We start from the raw sequence: 20,224 nt of genomic DNA, 5'->3' as shown, positions 1-20,224 counted from the left end.
TGAAGGAGGTTACATAGCCATGAATATGGAATTGTGGTACACCGAAAAACAGACGGAAAATCACGGGATAACAACGAAAATTACAGAAACCCTATACAGTGAGAAATCCGAGTTTCAACAAATCGACGTAATTAATACGAAGCAGTTCGGTCGCATGTTAGTGCTCGACGGCATGGTTATGACTACCGATGTCGATGAGTTTGTCTACCATGAAATGATTTCTCATATCGCGTTGAATACGCATCCAAACCCGAAAAAGGTTCTGGTTGTAGGCGGCGGCGATGGCGGTGCTATTCGTGAAATCGTAAAGCACGCGTCAGTAGAAAAAGCAGTTCTGGCTGAAATCGACGGTGGCGTCATTGAATCTTGCAAAAAATATTTCCCTGAGATTGCGAGTGCATTGACAGGTAATCCGCGTGTAGATGTACAAGTTATCGATGGTATTAAACATATCCATGACCACAAAGGTGAGTACGATGTGATCATGGTAGACTCTACAGAGCCAGTTGGCCCAGCTGTAGGTCTGTTCGAAAAAGGTTTCTACCAAGGCATTCACGATGCTTTGAAACCAGACGGTATCATGGTTGCTCAAACCGAATCTCCTTGGTTCAATCGTGAACTGATCAAGCGCGTGTTCAAAGACCTGAAATCGATCTTCCCGGTTACTCGTCTCTACACTTGCAGCATCCCTACTTATCCATCCGGACTGTGGAGCTTCACCATCGCTTCCAAGCAACATGATCCGTTGGAAGTAGATCCAGCGAAAATCAAAGATTTGGGCACCAAATACTACAATGCGGAAGTTCACCACGCTGCTTTCAAACTGCCTAACTTTGTGGCTGAGCTGACCCGCGACTAATCGGGGGAGAACAACAACTATGCGTTTTGACGAAGCATACTCTGGAAATGTTTTTATCCGTAGTCACGGGAATTATGAAGAAAGCCAAGCGGTTATTTACGGAATGCCGATGGACTGGACAGTGAGCTTCCGTCCAGGCTCTCGTTTTGGCCCTTCCCGTATTCGTGAGGTTTCCATCGGTCTGGAAGAGTACAGCCCGTACTTGGACAGGCTGTTGGAAGATATCAAATACTTTGATGCTGGCGATATTCCACTTCCTTTTGGAAACGTGGAAGGTAGTCTGGATGCGATCCGTACATTCGTGGCAAAAGTATTGGAAGATGGCAAATTCCCATTGGGTCTGGGCGGAGAGCACTTGGTTTCCTGGCCAGTATTCCAAGCCGTTTATGAAAAGTACAAAGACATGGTCGTGTTCCACTTTGACGCGCATACCGACCTGCGCGACAACTACGAGGGATACGAATACTCCCACTCCACCCCGATCAAAAAGGTATGCAACCTGATTGGCGGTAAAAATGTATACTCTTTCGGAATCCGCAGCGGGATGAAGGATGAGTTTGAGTGGGCAAAAGAAAACATGCATTTGTACAAATACGATGTACTGGAGCCAGTGAAGCAAGTGCTGCCTACCATCGGCAACCGTCCGATCTACCTGTCGATTGACATCGATGTATTGGACCCTGCGCACGCTCCAGGAACAGGTACAACAGAAGCAGGCGGCATCACGTCTCGTGAGTTGCTCGATACCATTCACTTCATGGCAAACAACGGTGCGAATGTCATCGGTTGTGACCTGGTGGAGGTTGCTCCTGTGTATGACCACAGTGAAATGACGCAAATCGCGGCATCCAAAATTGTTCGTGAGCTGCTCTTGAGCTTTGTAAAATAAGATATCCACTGAAAAAGCCTCCGGTTTTGTATAAGAACCGGGGGCTTTTTCTATTGGAGGTAGACGTTCAAATATATTAATAAACATTTTTATTTACAAAGTATAGAATTGTCAGTACAATCATAATAGTGAGATGATTGATGAGTAAACGGAGGTTTTCTTACAAAGGGGTTGTCTGTATGAGAGAAGTATTTGCCTACGCACCATTTCGAAAGCTGTTCTTTTCCAATCTTTTCTCCGGTTTTGGGCAAGGCATGACGATGATCGGCATTGCTTGGTTCCTCGTGGAAACGACGGGCTCCGCTCAGTTGCTAGGCTCCACCATGTTTACTTCAGCGGTACTGATGTTTTTCATCGGTCCGTATATTGGTACACTCATCGATCGTTATTCCCGCAAAAAAATGCTACTGGTAGAAAACTTGATCGGATTTGGCGTACTTGGCATGCTTGCGATCTGGGGCTTTTTCGGAGAGTACACCGAGTGGATGCTGATCGTTATCTATTTGACGACGACCTTTATGTACCAGATTCATTATCCGACGCAGTCCGCACTAGTTCAGGAGACGTTCGAGCCCAAGCATTACAACAGCATCAACAGTCTGCTCGAAATCGAAGGACAAACGGCATCTGTTCTTGCTGGCGCATTTGCAGGGATTTTGCTTAGTTCCTACGGGCTGCATGTGGTCATTATTTTTAATGCCATTACGTACTTGTTCGCTTTTGCCTTGCTGACTACCATGACGTATACATTCACGCTGGAAAAAGAAGCGAAGCAAAACCAGGGTGTCGCCTGGACGGGGCAGCTGATGGAAAGCTGGCGGTACATTCGGCAAAAGAAAGGCTTCCTCCTGTTTGGTATATCGGCACTCATGCCCTTCATTGCTGTTATGGCTACGAACTTATTGAAGCCTGTCTACATAAGCCAAACGTTGCAGGCGGGTGTCTCGGTTTATTCGCTAGGCGAGGTCACGTATGCGCTGGGTGCGGTAGCAGCAGGTGTGCTCGTTGCTGTCGTTGTTCGCAAGATGGGGCAACTGGCAGCCATGATCGGCAATACTATATTGTTCGCGATTGCCATTGTCGTCATGATTGCTTTGCCGTATGGCTGGGCGCTGATTGCGGCGTACACGTTTTACGGGTGGAGTAATGCTTCTGTCCGCTTGATTCGGCAATCGCTCTATATGACAGTTGTGCCAAAGCATCAGATGGGGCGGGTGATGAGCTTTTTCAACTCTATCGGCATGATGATGCGTTTGGTTCTTATCGGTTTATTTACGTCTATGATCGATTATACGGGGGCAGGAGTCGGGTACTTGGTGTTGGCAGGTCTGCTGTTGCTTGCGGCGATCGGGATTGCTGCTACCATGAGATACCTGCTGGCGGATGCCAAAGCAGAGGCGGCGGTTGCCACACAAGAGTGATGAAGGGTAGAATGTAGGGATAAATGGGAAGCGAAAGAAAGTGGAGTGTGGAAGCAGCATGCAAGACATACAAGTGAAATTGACGGCACGGCATCATGTCGAAGGCAACTGGGAAGAAACGACCCACAGCTATGAAGGCAAGCGCGTGCAAAAAGCATCCGCGTGGTACTTGACCTACAAAGAGCAGATGGAAGGCGTAGGCGAAGTAAGCACGACACTGAAGCTGACAGATACGTCCATTACGCTGGTTCGTCAGGGTGGTGTATCAACCAGACAGCAATTCGAAAAAGGAGCCAGCACCCATTCTACCTATCAAAGTCCCTATGGCCCGTTTGCGATGGAGACGCATACGAACAAGCTGCGAATCCGCTACGAAGAAGAGGTTCCTGTACAGGTAGAAATCGCGTATCAGCTGTGGATGAATGAGCAGTACGCTGGTGAGCATGAGCTGAAAATAGTGCTAGGAAAATAAGCCGCCCTTTGCAAGGGCGGTTTTTTGCACGTACAATAGGAGTACTTGCGGCTGGATGTGAAAGGGGGATACAGCATGTTTGTACTCGTAAATGGACTAATAGCCGGTCTGGGTCTTGCTGCTTTTTTGGCGCTTGGAGATGGTTTGTTTGATACCAATACCTTTCCCGTTTTAATTGATGTCAGCTATGTACCGGGCATGGAAAACCTGCCCTCTATTGTAGAACTCTTGATACACTTGTTGATCAGTGTGATCGTAGCCTTTTTTCTCATGCATTTTTATCCGCGGGAACGAAAAGCCCAATCGGTACGATACTTGCTGTACTGGATGCTCGGTTTCTCTGTCGCGTTTTTCCCATTTAGCCTGTTGAGTCAATCCGCGATGAGTTTGACAGCGTTTCTCATCTGGGTATTGGGACATTTACTGTATACCGGAATGCTTGCCATTCAGGTGGGACGTAATCGATAATATCGTAAAAGTGCCGAATATTCGGCGAAGTGATGATTTTTTGGCAGCATGGATGGAAGGAAGGAGTGAAAGCGAGGATGCCGTTGTCAGATACGGTAGAAATGTTGCAGGCAATCTTGGGTGCAATCGATGAAGGAATTCACGTTGTAGACGCAAATGGCATTACCATTTTTTACAACCACGTCGCAGCCAAGCTCGATGGGCTGACCTCAGAAGAGGTATTGGGGAAGCCGTTGTTGGAAGTCTTTCCTTCGCTTGATCGACAGTCGAGTACCCTGCTTCGTGTCATCGATAGTGGCGAATCAATCTACAACCAGACACAGACATATAAGAACTGGAAGGGAATGCGTGTGGAGACCATCAACACGACACTTCCGGTGAGAGTAGGCAAACGGTTAGTCGGTGCAGTCGAGGTGGCGAAGGATATCGGCAAGCTAAAGGAACTATCGGAGCGCTTGGTCGATCTTCAGGCCAAGATTAGTAAGCCGAAACGAACAAAACGCACGGTAGATGAGACGACTTTCCATTTCGAAGACATTTTGACGATGAGTGAAAAAATGAAGCGCCTCAAAGAACGCGCTCGAAAAACTGCCCGGACAACCTCTCCCGTGTTGATATACGGCGAGACTGGGACGGGAAAAGAATTGTTTGTCCAATCTATCCATCAGGCTTCCATACGCAGCAGCAAGCCATTCATCGCACAAAACTGTGCCGCGCTGCCAGCCTCGCTGCTCGAAAGCTTGCTCTTTGGCACGACAAAAGGGAGCTTCACGGGAGCAGATGATCGACCAGGGTTATTCGAGCTGGCGGATGGTGGTACTTTATTTCTCGATGAACTGAACAGTATGCCGCTCGATTTGCAGGCAAAGCTGCTGCGAGTCCTCCAGGACGGTCAGATCAGACGAATCGGCGGGAGCCAATCGACCAAAGTGGACGTACGGGTAATCGCCGCAGTCAACGAAGCACCACAGTCACTCGTGGAGCGGGGAGTCATGCGAACGGACCTGTACTACCGGATCAACGTCGTCTCTTTTGAATTGCCGCCGCTGCGTGAGCGCAGAGAAGACGTGGATATGCTGATTGATCATTTCTTGCAAAAATTCAATCGGATTTTCGATATGAATGTGCGTGGAATCAGCAGTGAAGTAGCGCGTTTGTTTGCTGCGTATGATTGGCCGGGGAACGTACGTGAACTGGAACATGTCATCGAAGCAGCCATGAACATGGTGGAGTCTGACATCATTTTGTTGGATCATCTTCCGGCTCATTTGCTGGAACGCTCGCAGTCAGAGAAAATAGAAGCGCCTATCTCTCCGCAATTCCTATCAAAGGAAGGCTGTACGTTGCCCGAGATTTTACGTGAGGTGGAGGAAAAGGTGATCAAAGATGCGATGCAGCAAACGGAAGGCAATGTCCTTCGTGCCGCCAAGCTCTTGGGCATCCCAAGACAGACGCTGCAATATAAGCTCTCTCAGCGGATGGTCCCTCCCTGTTGAGTGCCGAAAATTCGGCAGACTCACATAAGCGCAAATCAGGATGAAACGCTCACAAAACGCTCTATTCCTTATTTTCTAAATCTTTTGATTTGTTGGCATGGCACTTGCATCTCTTGTTGGTTGAGTGAAACGAATGGGTTCACCATAAGACGAGAGGAGACGGGATGCACATGACAGTAGCGACAAAACGCGATTGGCGTTCGATAGAACTTTGGAAGGATGTCACGGACGAGCAATGGAATGACTGGATGTGGCAGCTTACACACACCATCAAGACGGTCGATGATTTGAAGCAGGTAATCAACCTGACACCGGAAGAGGAAGAGGGCGTACGTATTTCTACGCAAACCATTCCACTCAACATCACACCGTACTATGCTCATCTGATGGATCCAGATGATCCAAGCGATCCGGTTCGCATGCAGTCTGTACCTTTGTCCTCTGAGATGGTTCGTACGAAATACGACATGGAAGACCCACTCCACGAGGACACCGATTCTCCCGTACCTGGTCTGACGCATCGTTATCCAGATCGCGTGCTTTTCCTGGTAACAAACCAATGCTCCATGTATTGCCGTTACTGTACGCGCCGCCGCTTTTCCGGACAGATTGGCATGGGCGTGCCTAAGAAACAGTTAGATGCCTGTATCGATTACATCCGTAGCAGACCAGAAGTCCGCGATGTACTGCTCTCCGGTGGAGACGGTCTGTTGATCAACGACCGCGTATTGGAATACATCATTAGCAGCCTGCGCGACATCCCGCATGTTGAAATTATTCGAATCGGTACGCGTGCACCAGTTGTATTCCCGCAGCGCATTACCGAAAACCTGTGCAATATCCTGAAAAAATACCATCCAGTCTGGCTCAATACACACTTTAACCATCCGAAAGAAATTACGCCAGAAGCGAAGCTGGCTTGCGAAATGCTCGCCAACGCTGGTGTTCCGCTCGGCAATCAGGCAGTTATTTTAGCTGGCATTAACGATTGTGCGAATACGATGAAAAAGCTGGTGCAGGACCTGGTCAAAATCCGTGTCCGCCCGTATTACATCTATCAATGCGACCTGTCAGAAGGAATCGGACACTTCCGCGCGCCTGTTAGCAAAGGTATCGAAATCATTGAGCACCTGCGCGGCCATACTTCTGGCTATGCAGTTCCGACCTTTGTAGTAGACGCTCCACACGGCGGAGGCAAAATTCCTGTAAGCCCGAATTACATCATTTCGCAAGCATCTGATAAAGTCGTCCTGCGCAACTTTGAAGGTGTGATCACCTCCTACCCAGAGCCGAAGCAATACCATGAGCATGATGAAGACAACTGCGAATACTGCATTGCTGCAAAAGGCAAAGCAGTTGGTATCGCAGCACTCATGCAAGACGAGGTAGACAATCTGGAGCCGACTGATCTCCCGCGCAACAAGCGCATCAAGGCCACCAAGGTCAAATCACTCGCAGATGTGCGGTCGGAGCAAAAGACCAAAAAAGAACAGCCTACTGCCGAGACGAAGGAAGCCTCGGGAAAATAAGCAGGATCAACAGCTACCCGTATGAAGGTAGCTGTTTCTTTTTTCGTAAGAATATTTCCAACTCTTCGAAGAGGATGGATGATTCGCAACTTGTGTGATAAGATCGAGTTGTACCCATTATGAGCGGTCGCTCAGTATCGTTTCATTTTTCGAAAAAAATAAACAAACTGACTGAATACTCATTCATTTATTTCCATGATTCTGATAAGATAGAAAAAAACGATTTTCACGTCCAAAGACAAACTAGCACTAGAGGGGAGTAGAAATCATGCTGGCACTCATTAATTTGATCGCCTTTTTCCTAGTTCTCGCTTACGGGCTGTATTTAGCTGGGCATGTCGTATACAGCAGATACTTGTTCATCAAGCTGGGGAAAAAGCCAGATGTGAAAAATGACTTTGGGGCACGCATCAATCTGATGCTGGACAACGTCATTTTCCACAAGAAGCTGCTGAAGGACAAAAAGAGCGGCGTTATGCACGTCGTCATGTTTTACGGCTTTATCACTCTGCAATTCGGAGCCATCGAGCTTGTTATCAAAGGGCTTTCGAAAGGCTACGAGCTCCCTTTTGGTAGCGCTCACAAATACTTCTCTGTCATGCAGGAGATCACCACGTTTCTCATTTTGGCAGCGGTCGGCTACGCTTTCTACCGTCGCTATATCGAAAAGCTCAAGCGTCTGAAGCGCGGCTTCAAATCAGGACTCGTCCTCTTGCTGATCTCCTCTCTGATGGCGACCGTGTTGCTCTCGCTCGCTTTTGAACAAATTTGGCTCGGACACGAACCGTCCGGCTTTGCTCCGATCTCATCTGTTTTCGCGATTGTATTCTCCGCGATTGGGGTAGGGACAACAGGTGCAGCGGTAGGCTTTTACGTTTTCTGGTGGCTGCATCTGATCATCTTGCTCAGCTTCGCGGTGTATGTGCCGCAGTCCAAGCACGCGCACTTGCTGTTTGCACCCGTTAACGTATGGTTCAAGAAGCTGGACCCACCAGGCAAGCTGACCAGCATCAACTTCGAGGACGAGACGCAGGAAGTATTCGGTGTCGGCAAGATTGAGGATTTTACACAAACACAGCTGATCGACCTGTACGCTTGTGTAGAGTGTGGCCGCTGTACGAATATGTGCCCAGCCTCGGGAACGGGAAAAATGCTCTCCCCGATGGATCTGATTACGAAAATGCGCGACCATTTGACCGAAAAAGGTGCGTCGGTGACATCACGTACACCTTGGATGCCGAACTTCGCCTTTTCGCAGACGACTGCCAACCAGATTGCGATCCAAGCATCTGAAGTAGCGGCGACGGCGGAAGGAGCAACTGCGGTCTATGAGAAAAGCTTGATCGGCGATGTCATTACCGAGCAGGAGCTGTGGGCTTGTACGACCTGTCGTAACTGCGAAGATCAATGCCCGGTAATGAACGAGCACGTAGATAAAATCATCGACATGCGCCGCTATTTGGTTATGACAGAAGGCAGCATGCCAGCTGAAGCGCAGCGTGCGTTGAACAATATTGAACGTCAGGGCAACCCGTGGGGAATCAACCGTAAAGACCGGACGAAGTGGATTGAAGGTCTGAATGGCGAGTACGAGGTGCCGACGGTCAAGCAGGTCGAGGAGTTTGAGTACTTGTTCTGGGTAGGCTCGATGGGATCGTTTGACTTGCGCAGCCAAAAAATTTCGCAGGCATTTGTGAAGCTCATGCACGAAGCGGGCGTGAAGTTCGCCATTTTGGGCAACGAGGAAAAGAACTCTGGCGATACCGCTCGCCGCATTGGTAACGAGTTCTTATTCCAGCAGCTCGCCCAAGAAAATATCGCTTTGTTTGAAGCGTATGAAGTCAAAAAAATCGTCACCTGCGACCCGCATGCGTTCAATACGTTTAAGAACGAGTATCCAGAGTTTGGATTGAATGCAGAGGTGTATCACCACTCCGAGCTGTTGGCGGAGTGGGTGAAGGAAGGCAAATTGAAGCCAACCAAGGAAGTCAAAGAGCGCATCACTTACCACGATTCTTGTTACTTGGGCCGCTACAACGAAATTTATGACAAGCCACGCGTGATTCTCGAAGCCATTCCTGGCGTAGAGGTGGTCGAAATGAAGCGCAGCGGCTGCGACAGTATGTGTTGCGGAGCGGGCGGCGGCTTGATGTGGATGGAGGAGCATGAGGGCTCCCGTGTCAACGTCACACGTACAGAGCAAGCTCTGGAGGTCAAGCCGACGGAAATCGCCAGTGCATGCCCGTACTGCCTGACAATGATGAACGACGGAATCAAGACCAAAGAGCAGGAAGATCACGTCAAAACACGCGACGTCGCGGAAATTCTCGCAGACGCCATCTAGGTTCATACCATGCGCAAGTCTCGTGCTGATCAAGCGACGAGGCTTGCGCATTATTTTTTTGCAAAAAAACTGTAAGATAGAGGAGCCAGCTGAATCTAAAGGAGTGGGAAGGGAGTGAGGAAGCTGGAGCTTGCAGAGAAAGGCTTAACCAAAACAAAAGAGGCATTATTTGATGAGTTAATCCGACACTATTTGAAAAAGGTGCTGCGACTTGTGTACTTGATAGTCAAGGACCGGAGTCTGGCAGAAGATATCACACAGGAAGTGTTCCTGATAGCTTACAAAAACTTGGGGAAATTCCGCCAACAAAGCTCGATGCAAACATGGGTGTACCGAATTGCCGTAAACGAAGCGAAAAAGCATCTGCGCTCGTGGTCGTTTCGTCATCTGTTTTTCAAGCCAGAAGTGGACATAGAGGTAGTCGAGGGAGCAGAGTCGACCGTTTTGCAAAATGACCTTCGCGCCCGTTTTGCCCATCTCGTCATGAAGCTGCCGCATAGCTATCGTCAGTTGATTGTTCTTCACTACTACGAAGAGTTGTCCGTCGAGGAGATTGCGGTGATTATGGACACGTCCGCAGGAGCGATTTATACGAAAATGCACCGTGCACGTCAAAAGCTCAAAGTGCTCCTGGAAAAGGAGGGGATCGAATGAAATTGGATAAATTGCTGGAGGAATTCAAGGAAGCGGCTGACCGGACACTGTTGCGCGAAATGGACGATACGACTGGCTTGGAGGAGCGGATTCGCATGAATATCGAGAAGAAAGGCAAGAAAAGGTTTCGTTTCATCTACCCTGTAAGCGCAGCACTTGTTGCGGTTGTGCTTGTCATTGGGTTTACCCCTTATCTACTGCAAAAGGAAATTACGAGTACACATACGCCGAACGGAACGTCTGCCGAGCCAGGTACCAATCAAAAGCCCGATCCAAAGGCTCACCCTGCCTCTGATGATCAGGCGATTATGGAAACGGTGGATGAAATCGTCGGTGTCTTGCGTGTTGGGATGACACAAGATCAAATCAAAGACAAAGTTTCGATGACTTACACAGCCATGGATGATTACGGAGCCGGCGGGGACGATGGTGCAGATGAGTATTGGGGCTATTCGATTTTCGCAAAAGAAGGGTATAAACGAAAAGATTGGGCGATGATCGAAACAGAAGGTCTGTTAAAAAGAGACGTGGGCTTGGAGCTGTTAGTTGGATGGAAGGATAAAAAGCTTCATTGGTATACCGTAAGCTATGTCCAAGGCAAAGACGTCTATCTTTTCAAAATGAACAGTAACGGTACCGTTAATGAGGATGTCGTAGATGTCCCCCAGGATGGCACACAAACACCAGTAGCTACGTCCGTATTTGATTTAAAGCCAGAGGAACAGGATCGTTATTACAATTACATGTATGAGAAAAAAGATGAGCTTTTGCGTGGTTTATCTCCAATCGATGTATTGAAGCTGTATGTGAAAGCACAGCAAGAGGGTCAACTCGAAATGCAGTACGCTTTGCATATCGAGGACGATGGATCAGAGAAGCCAACACCGGAACAATACTTGGAAGATATGAAGAAAGATCCGGTTGGAGCACGAAATAGCTGGAAGCAGTTGAAAAAGATGCGAGAATTGGCAAGTGACATAACGCTTGAGCAAACGTCTGAAAAGGAAGCGGTTGTATGGGTGACCTTCAAGGACAACAGTGATAAGGTTGGATATAAAATGCAGAAAAACAAACAAGGCATCTGGAAACTAAGCTGGATGGCACGACAATAGCAAGAACAGCCTGACTCTCCCAAAAGTCAGGCTGCTCTTTTTTTCATTATTGATTGACTATTCGTACGTAAGACGGCAAAATAAAAGTATGAAAAGTGAACGAACGCTCGATCAATTTAGTTATTGTTGATGTGAAACATCATCCGAATGGAGGTCATTCGATGAAAACAGTCATTGTGGGGGCAGCGCGTACCCCGTTTGGTAAGTTTGGCGGATCTTTGAAAGCGCTATCGGCAGTAGAGCTCGGCTCCATCGTAATCAAGGAAGCGGTAGAGCGCGCGGGCATTTCTGGCGAACAGGTAGACGAAGTGATTATGGGCATGGTCTTGCAGGCAGGTGCGGGTCAGGTGCCCTCACGCCAAGCAGCTCGTAAGGCTGGTTTGCCATGGAATGTAGCGAGCGAGACGATTAACAAGGTATGTGCGTCCGGGATGCGTGCAGTGACGTTGGGGGACCAGATCATTCGCGCAGGAGACGGAGAAATCATCGTCGCTGGCGGCATGGAGAGCATGAGCAACGCACCGTACGCACTGCCGGATGCACGTAACGGGATGAGGATGGGAGATGCGACGGTTCGCGATCTCATGATGTATGACGGCCTCACTTGCCCGTTTCATCAAGTAGCGATGGCTGTGCATGGCAGCAATGTGGCGGAAGAGAACGGGATTACGCGAGAAGAGCAGGATGCGTGGGCACTGCGCAGTCAGCAGAGAGCTGCTCAAGCGATGGAAAAAGGACTTTTTGCCGAAGAGCTAGTATCGGTTTCCATTCCGCAAAGAAAAGGGGAGCCGCTGCAAGTAATCGTGGATGAAGGACCGCGTCCAGATACCACCGAGGAAGGATTGGCGAAGTTGCCTCCTGTGTACAAAAAGGACGGGACGATCACGGCAGGCAATGCTCCAGGAATCAACGACGGAGCGGCAGCGATGGTGTTGATGTCGGATGCAAAAGCACAGCAACTGGGTATCAAGCCGCTTGCGACGATTCTTGGTCACGCCGAGGTCGGCGCAGATGCACCTTATATCGCGACAACTCCGGGGCTTGCCATTAACAAGCTCCTGGAGAAGACAGGAGTAGCTCTTTCTGACATCGATTTGTTCGAGGTGAACGAAGCGTTTGCTGCGGTGATTTTGACCAGTGGCAAAATTGTCGGCTGGGACGCGGAGAAAGTAAATGTGAACGGCGGAGCGATCGCGTTTGGACATCCGATTGGGGCGAGTGGGGCTCGGATTATTATGCACCTCGCCTATGAATTGAAAAGACGAGGCGGCGGCTTGGGGATCGCGGCAATTTGCAGTGGTGCCGCACAGGGTGACGCCATCTTGATTAAAGTAGAGTAAGGGAGGCCTTTTTGCATGAACGTACAAACGATTATGGTTATCGGGGCAGGACAAATGGGCAGTGGGATTGCCCAAGTAGCGGCGCAGGCTGGCTTTCGCGTTTATTTGAACGACGTTCAGCAGGCGTTTGTGGAACGCGGTCTTGCTACGATTACGAAAAACTTGTCGCGCAACGTGGAAAAAGGCAAGCTCAGCGAAGCGGAAAAGGAAGCGATTCTCGGTCGTTTGACATTGTCTACTGATCTGGCAGATGCGTCTGATGCAGATTTTGTGGTAGAAGCGGTGACGGAAAACATGGCGGTCAAAACGCAAATCTTTTCCAAGCTGGACGAGGTATGTCCGCCGCATACGGTGCTCGCGAGCAATACATCCTCCCTGCCAATTACAGAGATTGCCGCAGTTACGAAGCGGCCGGAACAAGTAATCGGGATGCATTTTATGAATCCCGTTCCGGTGATGAAGCTGGTCGAGATCATCCGCGGCCTGCAAACATCCGATGAGGTTTATCAACTGACAGAAGATTTGTCCAAGCAAATGAGCAAGGTACCCGTGAGCGTAAACGATTTCCCTGGGTTTGTGTCCAATCGGGTACTGATGCCAATGCTGAATGAAGCGATTTATTGTGTGTACGAAGGAGTTGCAACACCGGAAGCGATCGATGAAGTCATGAAGCTGGGTATGAACCATCCGATGGGGCCACTTCAGCTGGCTGATTTCATCGGGCTGGACACTTGCCTCTACATTATGGAGGTACTGCACGAAGGGTTCGGTGATTCGAAATACCGCCCATGCCCATTGCTGCGCAAGTACGTCAAAGCAGGATGGCTAGGCAAAAAATCCGGTCGCGGTTTCTACGTGTATAGCTAACCGAAGATTTTCGCAGAAAGGTAGGACGGACATGGATTTCCGATTGAACGAAGAGCAAGAGATGATGCGCCGCATGGTGCGAGACTTTGCCCAGAAAGAGATCGCACCCTTCGTCCCTGTGATGGAAGAGACGGACCAGTTCCCGCGCCAGATCCTCAAAAAGATGGGCGAGATGGGACTCATGGGCATTCCGGTCGCCGAGGAGTGGGGAGGAGCAGGAGCGGATTTTATTTCCTACATTTTGGCCATTCACGAGATTTCCAAGGTGAGTGCGACTGTAGGCGTCATTTTGTCCGTGCATACCTCAGTCGGGACGAACCCGATTCTCTACTTCGGTACCGAGGAGCAAAAACGCAAATACGTGACCAAGCTTGCGAGTGGGGAATACCTCGGAGCTTTTGCCTTGACCGAGCCGCATGCAGGTTCTGACGCGAGCAGTATCCGAACCACAGCCGTGAAAAAAGACGATGAGTACATCCTGAACGGAAACAAGGTGTTCATCACAAACGGTGGGGAGGCAGATACGTATATCGCGTTTGCCGTTACCGACTCTACAAAGGGAACCAAGGGAATATCGGCCTTTATCGTAGACAAGGATACACCGGGCTTCACGGTTGGGAAAAAAGAAAAGAAGATGGGACTTCACGGTTCCTATACGACAGAGCTCGTATTCGACAATGCGCGTGTACCGGCTGCCAACCTGCTGGGGCAGGAAGGGGAAGGCTTCTGTATCGCGATGGCGAATCTGGATTCCGGTCGAATCGGTATTGCTGCACAGGCACTTGGTATTGCCGAGGCTGCAGTCCAGTACGCGACAGAGTACGCGCGGGAACGCAAGCAGTTCGGGCAATCGATTGCCAAGCAACAAGCCATCGCCTTCAAGCTGGCTGACATGGCGACGAAAGCAGAAGTAGCCCGTTTGCTGGTATACCGAGCGGCATGGCTGCGCAGTCAAGGAGTCGCTTGTGGAATGGAAGCCTCGATGGCAAAGCGTTTTGCCACAGACTCCGCGATGGAGCTTGCCACTGAAGCCGTGCAAATCTTTGGGGGCTATGGCTACACCAGAGAATATCCGGTAGAGCGTCTATTCCGGGATGCGAAAGTAACGCAAATCTATGAGGGAACCAACGAAATTCAACGAATCGTTATCGCCAAGCATTTGCTTGCTGATTAAATAGACAGATGAAAAAGACATGGGGGAGTGATCCATATGAATTTCCAACTGACGGAAGAACATGAAATGATGCGCAAAATGATTCGCGACTTTGCAGAGAATCAAGTTGCTCCGACAGCAGCCGAGCGCGACGAAGAAGAGTGCTTTGATCGTTCCATTTTTGAGCAAATGGCTGAGCTTGGACTGACAGGAATTCCTTGGTCGGAACAATACGGCGGGGCAGGTGCAGATTACCTGAGCTACGTCATTGCAGTGGAAGAACTCTCCCGTGTGGATGCCTCTATCGGTGTGACACTGTCCGCACATGTTTCCTTGGCGAGCTGGCCGATTTACAAATTCGGGACAGAGGAGCAAAAGCAAAAGTTTTTGCGTCCATTAGCAGAAGGCAAGAAGATGGGCGCGTACTGTTTGACCGAGGCGGGATCTGGCTCCGATTCTGCTGGGATGCGCACGACAGCCGTACGCGATGGTGATCACTACATTATTAATGGCACCAAAATTTTCATTACCAATGCGGGTGAAGCAGAAATCTACATCGTATTCGCGGTCACCCAACCTGAGTTGAAGCATAAAGGCATCACGGCATTCATCGTAGAAAAAGGCATGGATGGCTTCACGATGGGGAAAAAGGAGAAAAAGCTGGGTATCCGTTCCTCGCCAACACTTGCGGTCAATTTGGAAGATGTGCGTGTGCCGGTAGAAAATAGACTGGGTGAAGAAGGCCAAGGCTTCAAGATCGCGATGATGACGTTGGACGGTGGAAGAAACGGTATCGCTGCTCAAGCATTGGGAATAGCACAAGGTGCATACGAGCATGCGCGGAACTATGCCAAAGAACGCAATCAGTTCGGCAAACCAATCGCATCCTTGCAGGCAATTCAGTTCAAGCTGGCAGACATGGCAACCAAGATCGAGGCATCCCGTTTGCTCACTTACCAAGCAGCGTGGTTGGAGGATCAAGGTCTTCCTTATGGTAAAGCATCGGCCATGTCCAAGGTTTTCGCCGGGGATACCGCGATGGAAGTGACTACCGAGGCCGTTCAAGTTTTTGGGGGTTACGGTTATACGCGTGAGTATCCTGTGGAGCGCTTCATGCGTGATGCCAAAATTACACAGATATATGAAGGAACAAATGAAATCCAACGTGTCGTGATCAGCAGCTTTCTGCTAAAAGAGTAGGAAGCGGGTCCAGTCATCCAACACGATTGAAAGCGTAGAAAAGAAAAGTTTGGCTTTGTGCTCTTACTCGCGTATAATGATCTGCGAATGATACAAAAGTAGAGTGTTTGCGCCTTCTTTTCTATGAGGTGTCTGACCAAACGCTCAGTCGGTTGGAAAGGTGGATTTTGGAATGTCTGATAAGAGAAAAGCGATACCGTCCCTGGTAAAGGACCCAAAACTGATCGAGAGAAGACGAGAGCAGATCATTGAGGCTGCGGTTCATCTCTTCATTAATAAAGGTTTTCATAAAACGACGACGAGGGAGATTGCCAGGGCGTCTGGATTTAGTATTGGTACGCTGTACGAGTATATCGAGTCAAAAGAAGACGTGCTCTATCTTGTTTGTGATGCCATTCATGCGGAGATGGAGACGCGTTTGCGTGAAGCGATCAACTTCAACGGAACTGGCTTGAAAACATTAAAAGTAGCACTAAAGAGCCTGATCCGCGTGATGGATCAGATGAGCGACCGCGTTTTGCTTATTTATCAGGAAGCCAAGTCATTGCCAAAAGAAACACTCCGCTACGTGTTGGGGCGTGAAGAAGCCATTTCACACATTTTCGTCGAAATCCTGGAAAAAGGGATTGCTGACGGTTCGCTGCGCATAGACGAAAAGAACGTCAAGCTGATGGCGGACAATATCATGGTGCTGGGCGAAATGTGGGTCTTCCGCCGCTGGGCATTGAAAAAGCACTATACCATTGAGGAGTACACAGAGAAGCAGATCGCGCTTCTGCTTCGCGAAATCAGTGTCTCCGATTAAGAAGAGAGTTTAAAAAGCCTGGAAATATAGGGTGCCAAGCATACCTCGCGTCTACTGCGCTTTGATTTGCTTGGCCCTGTTTTTCCTCCTTTTTAAGCTTATGAAAAGGAGAGTGGAACGATGGAAACGGAAGTGTATCGTCCGCAAAACAAGGTTCGCTTTGTGACCGCAGCCAGTCTGTATGACGGTCACGATGCCTCGATTAATATCATGCGCCGTATTTTACAATCGTCGGGAGTAGAAGTGATCCATCTCGGACACAACCGCTCTGTTGACGATATTGTAACAGCCGCTGTCCAGGAGGATGTGCAAGGGATTGCCATCAGTTCCTACCAAGGCGGTCATGTGGAGTATTTCAAATACGTAATTGATTTATTACGCGAGCGGGGAGCAGAGCATATCCGTGTTTTTGGCGGCGGTGGCGGCGTTATCGTTCCACGCGAGATTCGGGAATTGGAAGAGTACGGAGTCTGTAAAATATACTCGCCAGATGACGGCAGACGATTGGGCTTGCAGGGCATGATCAATGACATGATCAGACATAGCGATTTCCCGACCGTCAAGCAGTTGGAGGAGGAAGTAGCAGGCTTGCACGAGCAAAACCATCAGGCGATTGCCCGGCTTATTTCCGTTGCAGAGTATGCAGTAAATCAGCCCGAATGGACAGAACCTCTCCGCACAAGTTTAGTGGAAGCCGATTCAACCATTCCGGTATTAGGGATTACGGGTACGGGTGGAGCAGGAAAAAGCTCATTGACTGATGAGCTTGTTCGTCGATTTATTCGCACTTATCCTGAGAAGACGGTCGCGATCTTGTCTGTCGATCCGTCCAAGCAAAAGTCAGGCGGAGCGTTACTAGGTGACCGTATCCGCATGAATGCCAATTCGACGCCGCGGGTTTACATGCGCAGTCTCGCCACCCGCAAATCGGGCATGGAGTTGTCTGCTGCATTAAAAGACGCGATTCAAGTAACGCGTTCTGCCCACTTTGATCTGATTATTGTGGAAACGAGCGGGATCGGTCAGGGGGATGCGCAGGTCACTGAAGTGTGTGACGTCTCCATGTACGTCATGACCAGTGAGTTCGGGGCACCATCCCAGCTGGAAAAGATTGATATGCTCGACTTTGCTGATGTAATTGCGATCAACAAATTTGAGCGCAAAGGCTCGGAAGACGCTCTTCGCGAGGTTCGCAAGCAATATCGACGCAATCATCAGCTTTTTGAGCTGCCGGATGAGAAGGTTCCTGTATATGGTACGATTGCGAGCCAGTTTAACGATCCGGGAACGAATGTGTTGTTTGCTGCCCTGATGCATCGAATTGCAGAAAAGACTGGCGTTGACTGGTCTGTAGAGCATTTGGATACGACTCCTGTTCATATTCATAAAACTTCGTTGATTCCGACAGAGAGAATCAATTATTTGCAAGACATTGCCAACACTGTCCGCCAATACCGGGTCTATGCAGAAGAGCAGTCGGCGATTGCACGTAAGGTGTTTCAGTTGCAAGGGGCAAAGGAGACGGTGCTTGCCTCGGGAGATTCTGCTGCTGCCGAGCTGGCGGTGGTGCTCAATAAACAAATCGTTCTCTTTGAAGAAAAGCTGCATCCGGAGTGCCGACGTATCCTCGAAAATTGGCCGAAGCTCAAGGAAGCGTATCGGAAGGATCAATTCGTTACGAAAATTCGCGACAAAGAATTGGTTACCAAGCTATTCAGCGAATCGTTGTCGGGTACACGCATTTCAAAAGTCGCCGTCCCTGATTACGAGGATTGGGGCGAAATTTTAAAGTGGTCGTTAAAAGAAAATGTCCCCGGTGAATTCCCATATACGGCAGGAGTTTTTCCGTTTAAACGCGAGGGAGAAGATCCCAAGCGGCAATTTGCAGGTGAAGGTACTCCAGAGCGGACGAACAGGCGCTTTCACTTCCTGTCTCAAAATGATGATGCGAAGCGACTCAGTACGGCTTTTGACTCGGTTACGCTGTATGGTGAGGACCCTGACTACCGCCCTGATATTTACGGAAAAATCGGTACGAGTGGAGTCAGCATTTGCACCCTGGATGACATGAAAAAGCTGTACGCCGGCTTTGACCTTTGCGCACCCAGCACTTCGGTGTCCATGACGATCAACGGTCCTGCGCCCATGATTTTGGCCATGTTCATGAATACGGCAATCGAGCAGCAACTGAATGCTTTTGTCCAAAAAGAAGGGCGTCAGCCTACCGAGGACGAAGCGAAGCAAATCAGAGCGTACACGCTGTCGACTGTTCGCGGAACCGTTCAGGCAGATATTTTGAAAGAGGATCAGGGGCAAAACACGTGTATCTTCTCGACAGAATTTGCCTTGCGAATGATGGGGGATATCCAGCAGTATTTTATCGACCAGAAGGTGCGGAACTACTACTCCGTGTCGATTTCCGGCTATCATATTGCGGAGGCGGGGGCGAATCCGATTACCCAGCTTGCGTTTACGCTGTCTAACGGATTTACCTATGTCGAGTACTATTTGAGCCGCGGAATGAACATCGATGACTTTGCGCCCAACTTGTCCTTCTTCTTCTCCAATGGTCTTGATCCGGAATACAACGTGATTGGACGAGTGGCTCGCCGGATTTGGGCAACTGTGATGAAAAACCGTTATGGTGCTAATGACCGCAGTCAAAAGCTGAAGTACCACATCCAGACATCCGGCCGTTCCTTGCACGCGCAGGAGATGGATTTTAACGATATCAGAACGACCTTGCAGGCCTTGATTGCGATTTATGACAACTGTAATTCTCTTCATACGAATGCGTTCGATGAAGCGATTACGACCCCGACAGAGAACTCTGTGCGACGTGCCATGGCGATTCAGATGATCATCAACAAGGAAATGGGACTCGCAAAAAATGAGAACCCGCTTCAAGGTGCATTCATCATCGATGAGCTGACTGATCTGGTGGAAGAGGCAGTCATGCAAGAGTTCGAGCGCATCAGTTCTCGCGGAGGCGTGCTGGGGGCGATGGAGACTCAATACCAGCGCGGCAAAATTCAAGATGAGTCCATGTATTACGAAATGAAAAAGCATACGGGTGAGCTGCCAATTATTGGAGTGAACACCTTTGTTAATCCGAATGCGTCCGAGGACGATTACGAGATTGAATTGGCTCGGGCAACCGAAGAGGAAAAAGAACAGCAAATCGTGAACCTGCGAGCATTCCAGGAGTGCCACAAGGATGTGTCTGCGGCTGCTCTGCGACGTCTTCAGGAAGTGGCTATGGCGGGAGAGAACATCTTTGCCGAACTGATGGAGACGGTCAATGTAGCATCGCTTGGACAAATCAGTGCTGCCCTGTATGAAGTAGGCGGCCAATACCGCAGAAATATGTAAGACAAATCCCTCGGTAGCGATTGCCGAGGGATGTCTTTGGTTTTGGTGTCGACAAGAATTAGTCAGCCCCTGTTTGAAAGCCTTGCATTTTCGTCTAAAATAAGGAATACTGTATGATAGCCTTCTTATGTTGTACGATGTACAATCGAAGAAATCGATATCATTTATGAATGACTTATACAAGCCTGCGTCCCCCGAACAGGGCACCGGGTCAGTATTCAAATCAATCGTTTTTATATGGAA

At 49.2% G+C, this 20,224-nt stretch carries 16 protein-coding genes; all 16 read left to right on the top strand.

The features are described from left to right. The first annotated feature begins 25 nt into the window (after nt 1-25). Nucleotides 26-859: a polyamine aminopropyltransferase gene (gene speE / locus ACFYU8_RS16640; protein WP_026043396.1), complete on the top strand. Its 834-nt coding sequence runs from the start codon at nt 26-28 to the stop codon at nt 857-859. 19 nt (nt 860-878) lie between these two features. Further along, the gene (gene speB, locus ACFYU8_RS16635; protein WP_390300869.1) at nt 879-1,748 is read left to right on the top strand and encodes an agmatinase; all 870 of its coding nucleotides are present in this window, start codon (nt 879-881) and stop codon (nt 1,746-1,748) included. 179 nt (nt 1,749-1,927) lie between these two features. Beyond that, entirely contained in the window at nt 1,928-3,169 is a 1,242-nt protein-coding gene (locus ACFYU8_RS16630; protein WP_390300867.1) for an MFS transporter, read from the top strand. Between the two features lie 58 nt (nt 3,170-3,227). Next, nucleotides 3,228-3,641 (top strand): YwiB family protein, encoded by a 414-nt coding sequence (locus tag ACFYU8_RS16625; RefSeq protein WP_390300865.1) that lies wholly within the window; start codon nt 3,228-3,230, stop codon nt 3,639-3,641. A 75-nt stretch (nt 3,642-3,716) separates the two neighbouring features. Further along, entirely contained in the window at nt 3,717-4,109 is a 393-nt protein-coding gene (locus ACFYU8_RS16620) for a hypothetical protein (protein ID WP_390300863.1), read from the top strand. Nucleotides 4,110-4,186: 77 nt separating this feature from the next. Next, nucleotides 4,187-5,605, top strand: a complete 1,419-nt coding sequence (locus ACFYU8_RS16615; RefSeq protein WP_390300861.1) for a sigma-54 interaction domain-containing protein — start codon at nt 4,187-4,189, stop codon at nt 5,603-5,605. 164 nt (nt 5,606-5,769) lie between these two features. Beyond that, a complete protein-coding gene (gene kamA, locus ACFYU8_RS16610; RefSeq protein ID WP_390300859.1) occupies nt 5,770-7,134 on the top strand; it encodes a lysine 2,3-aminomutase in 1,365 nt (454 codons plus the stop codon). A gap of 268 nt (nt 7,135-7,402) precedes the next feature. Then, nucleotides 7,403-9,478, top strand: a complete 2,076-nt coding sequence (locus tag ACFYU8_RS16605; protein WP_390300857.1) for a heterodisulfide reductase-related iron-sulfur binding cluster — start codon at nt 7,403-7,405, stop codon at nt 9,476-9,478. 114 nt (nt 9,479-9,592) lie between these two features. Beyond that, entirely contained in the window at nt 9,593-10,132 is a 540-nt protein-coding gene (locus ACFYU8_RS16600) for a sigma-70 family RNA polymerase sigma factor (protein ID WP_390300855.1), read from the top strand. Beyond that, complete coding sequence (locus ACFYU8_RS16595) at nt 10,129-11,244, top strand: hypothetical protein (RefSeq protein WP_390300853.1); 1,116 nt, start codon at nt 10,129-10,131, stop codon at nt 11,242-11,244. Before ACFYU8_RS16600 ends, ACFYU8_RS16595 begins: the two co-directional genes overlap by 4 nt. A gap of 161 nt (nt 11,245-11,405) precedes the next feature. Next, entirely contained in the window at nt 11,406-12,584 is a 1,179-nt protein-coding gene (locus ACFYU8_RS16590; RefSeq protein ID WP_390300851.1) for an acetyl-CoA C-acetyltransferase, read from the top strand. 15 nt (nt 12,585-12,599) lie between these two features. Next, nucleotides 12,600-13,451, top strand: coding sequence for a 3-hydroxybutyryl-CoA dehydrogenase (locus ACFYU8_RS16585; RefSeq protein ID WP_390300849.1), 852 nt, complete (start codon nt 12,600-12,602; stop codon nt 13,449-13,451). Nucleotides 13,452-13,482: 31 nt separating this feature from the next. Further along, the gene (locus ACFYU8_RS16580; RefSeq protein WP_390300847.1) at nt 13,483-14,625 is read left to right on the top strand and encodes an acyl-CoA dehydrogenase; all 1,143 of its coding nucleotides are present in this window, start codon (nt 13,483-13,485) and stop codon (nt 14,623-14,625) included. 36 nt (nt 14,626-14,661) lie between these two features. After that, the gene (locus ACFYU8_RS16575; RefSeq protein ID WP_390300845.1) at nt 14,662-15,804 is read left to right on the top strand and encodes an acyl-CoA dehydrogenase; all 1,143 of its coding nucleotides are present in this window, start codon (nt 14,662-14,664) and stop codon (nt 15,802-15,804) included. Between the two features lie 172 nt (nt 15,805-15,976). Beyond that, the gene (locus tag ACFYU8_RS16570) at nt 15,977-16,609 is read left to right on the top strand and encodes a TetR/AcrR family transcriptional regulator (RefSeq protein WP_106839687.1); all 633 of its coding nucleotides are present in this window, start codon (nt 15,977-15,979) and stop codon (nt 16,607-16,609) included. Nucleotides 16,610-16,729: 120 nt separating this feature from the next. Next, nucleotides 16,730-19,981 (top strand): fused isobutyryl-CoA mutase/GTPase IcmF, encoded by a 3,252-nt coding sequence (gene icmF / locus ACFYU8_RS16565; RefSeq protein WP_390300842.1) that lies wholly within the window; start codon nt 16,730-16,732, stop codon nt 19,979-19,981. The last annotated feature ends 243 nt before the right edge of the window (nt 19,982-20,224 follow it).

The sequence above is a fragment of the Brevibacillus sp. NPDC003359 genome (assembly GCF_042878995.1).
In the GTDB taxonomy this organism is placed as follows: Bacteria; Bacillota; Bacilli; order Brevibacillales; family Brevibacillaceae; genus Brevibacillus.
This window is presented reverse-complemented; position numbering and strand designations above follow the sequence as displayed.

What these genes read in the sequence shown, in the direction of transcription:
- ACFYU8_RS16570 (WP_106839687.1), top strand. Translation starts at nt 15,977, where the DNA reads ATGTCTGATAAGAGAAAAGCGATACCGTCCCTGGTAAAGGACCCAAAA.
- ACFYU8_RS16630 (WP_390300867.1), top strand. Translation starts at nt 1,928, where the DNA reads ATGAGAGAAGTATTTGCCTACGCACCATTTCGAAAGCTGTTCTTTTCC.
- speE (WP_026043396.1), top strand. Translation starts at nt 26, where the DNA reads ATGGAATTGTGGTACACCGAAAAACAGACGGAAAATCACGGGATAACA.
- ACFYU8_RS16585 (WP_390300849.1), top strand. Translation starts at nt 12,600, where the DNA reads ATGAACGTACAAACGATTATGGTTATCGGGGCAGGACAAATGGGCAGT.
- kamA (WP_390300859.1), top strand. Translation starts at nt 5,770, where the DNA reads ATGCACATGACAGTAGCGACAAAACGCGATTGGCGTTCGATAGAACTT.
- ACFYU8_RS16625 (WP_390300865.1), top strand. Translation starts at nt 3,228, where the DNA reads ATGCAAGACATACAAGTGAAATTGACGGCACGGCATCATGTCGAAGGC.
- ACFYU8_RS16575 (WP_390300845.1), top strand. Translation starts at nt 14,662, where the DNA reads ATGAATTTCCAACTGACGGAAGAACATGAAATGATGCGCAAAATGATT.
- ACFYU8_RS16605 (WP_390300857.1), top strand. Translation starts at nt 7,403, where the DNA reads ATGCTGGCACTCATTAATTTGATCGCCTTTTTCCTAGTTCTCGCTTAC.
- speB (WP_390300869.1), top strand. Translation starts at nt 879, where the DNA reads ATGCGTTTTGACGAAGCATACTCTGGAAATGTTTTTATCCGTAGTCAC.
- icmF (WP_390300842.1), top strand. Translation starts at nt 16,730, where the DNA reads ATGGAAACGGAAGTGTATCGTCCGCAAAACAAGGTTCGCTTTGTGACC.
- ACFYU8_RS16620 (WP_390300863.1), top strand. Translation starts at nt 3,717, where the DNA reads ATGTTTGTACTCGTAAATGGACTAATAGCCGGTCTGGGTCTTGCTGCT.
- ACFYU8_RS16595 (WP_390300853.1), top strand. Translation starts at nt 10,129, where the DNA reads ATGAAATTGGATAAATTGCTGGAGGAATTCAAGGAAGCGGCTGACCGG.
- ACFYU8_RS16615 (WP_390300861.1), top strand. Translation starts at nt 4,187, where the DNA reads ATGCCGTTGTCAGATACGGTAGAAATGTTGCAGGCAATCTTGGGTGCA.
- ACFYU8_RS16590 (WP_390300851.1), top strand. Translation starts at nt 11,406, where the DNA reads ATGAAAACAGTCATTGTGGGGGCAGCGCGTACCCCGTTTGGTAAGTTT.
- ACFYU8_RS16580 (WP_390300847.1), top strand. Translation starts at nt 13,483, where the DNA reads ATGGATTTCCGATTGAACGAAGAGCAAGAGATGATGCGCCGCATGGTG.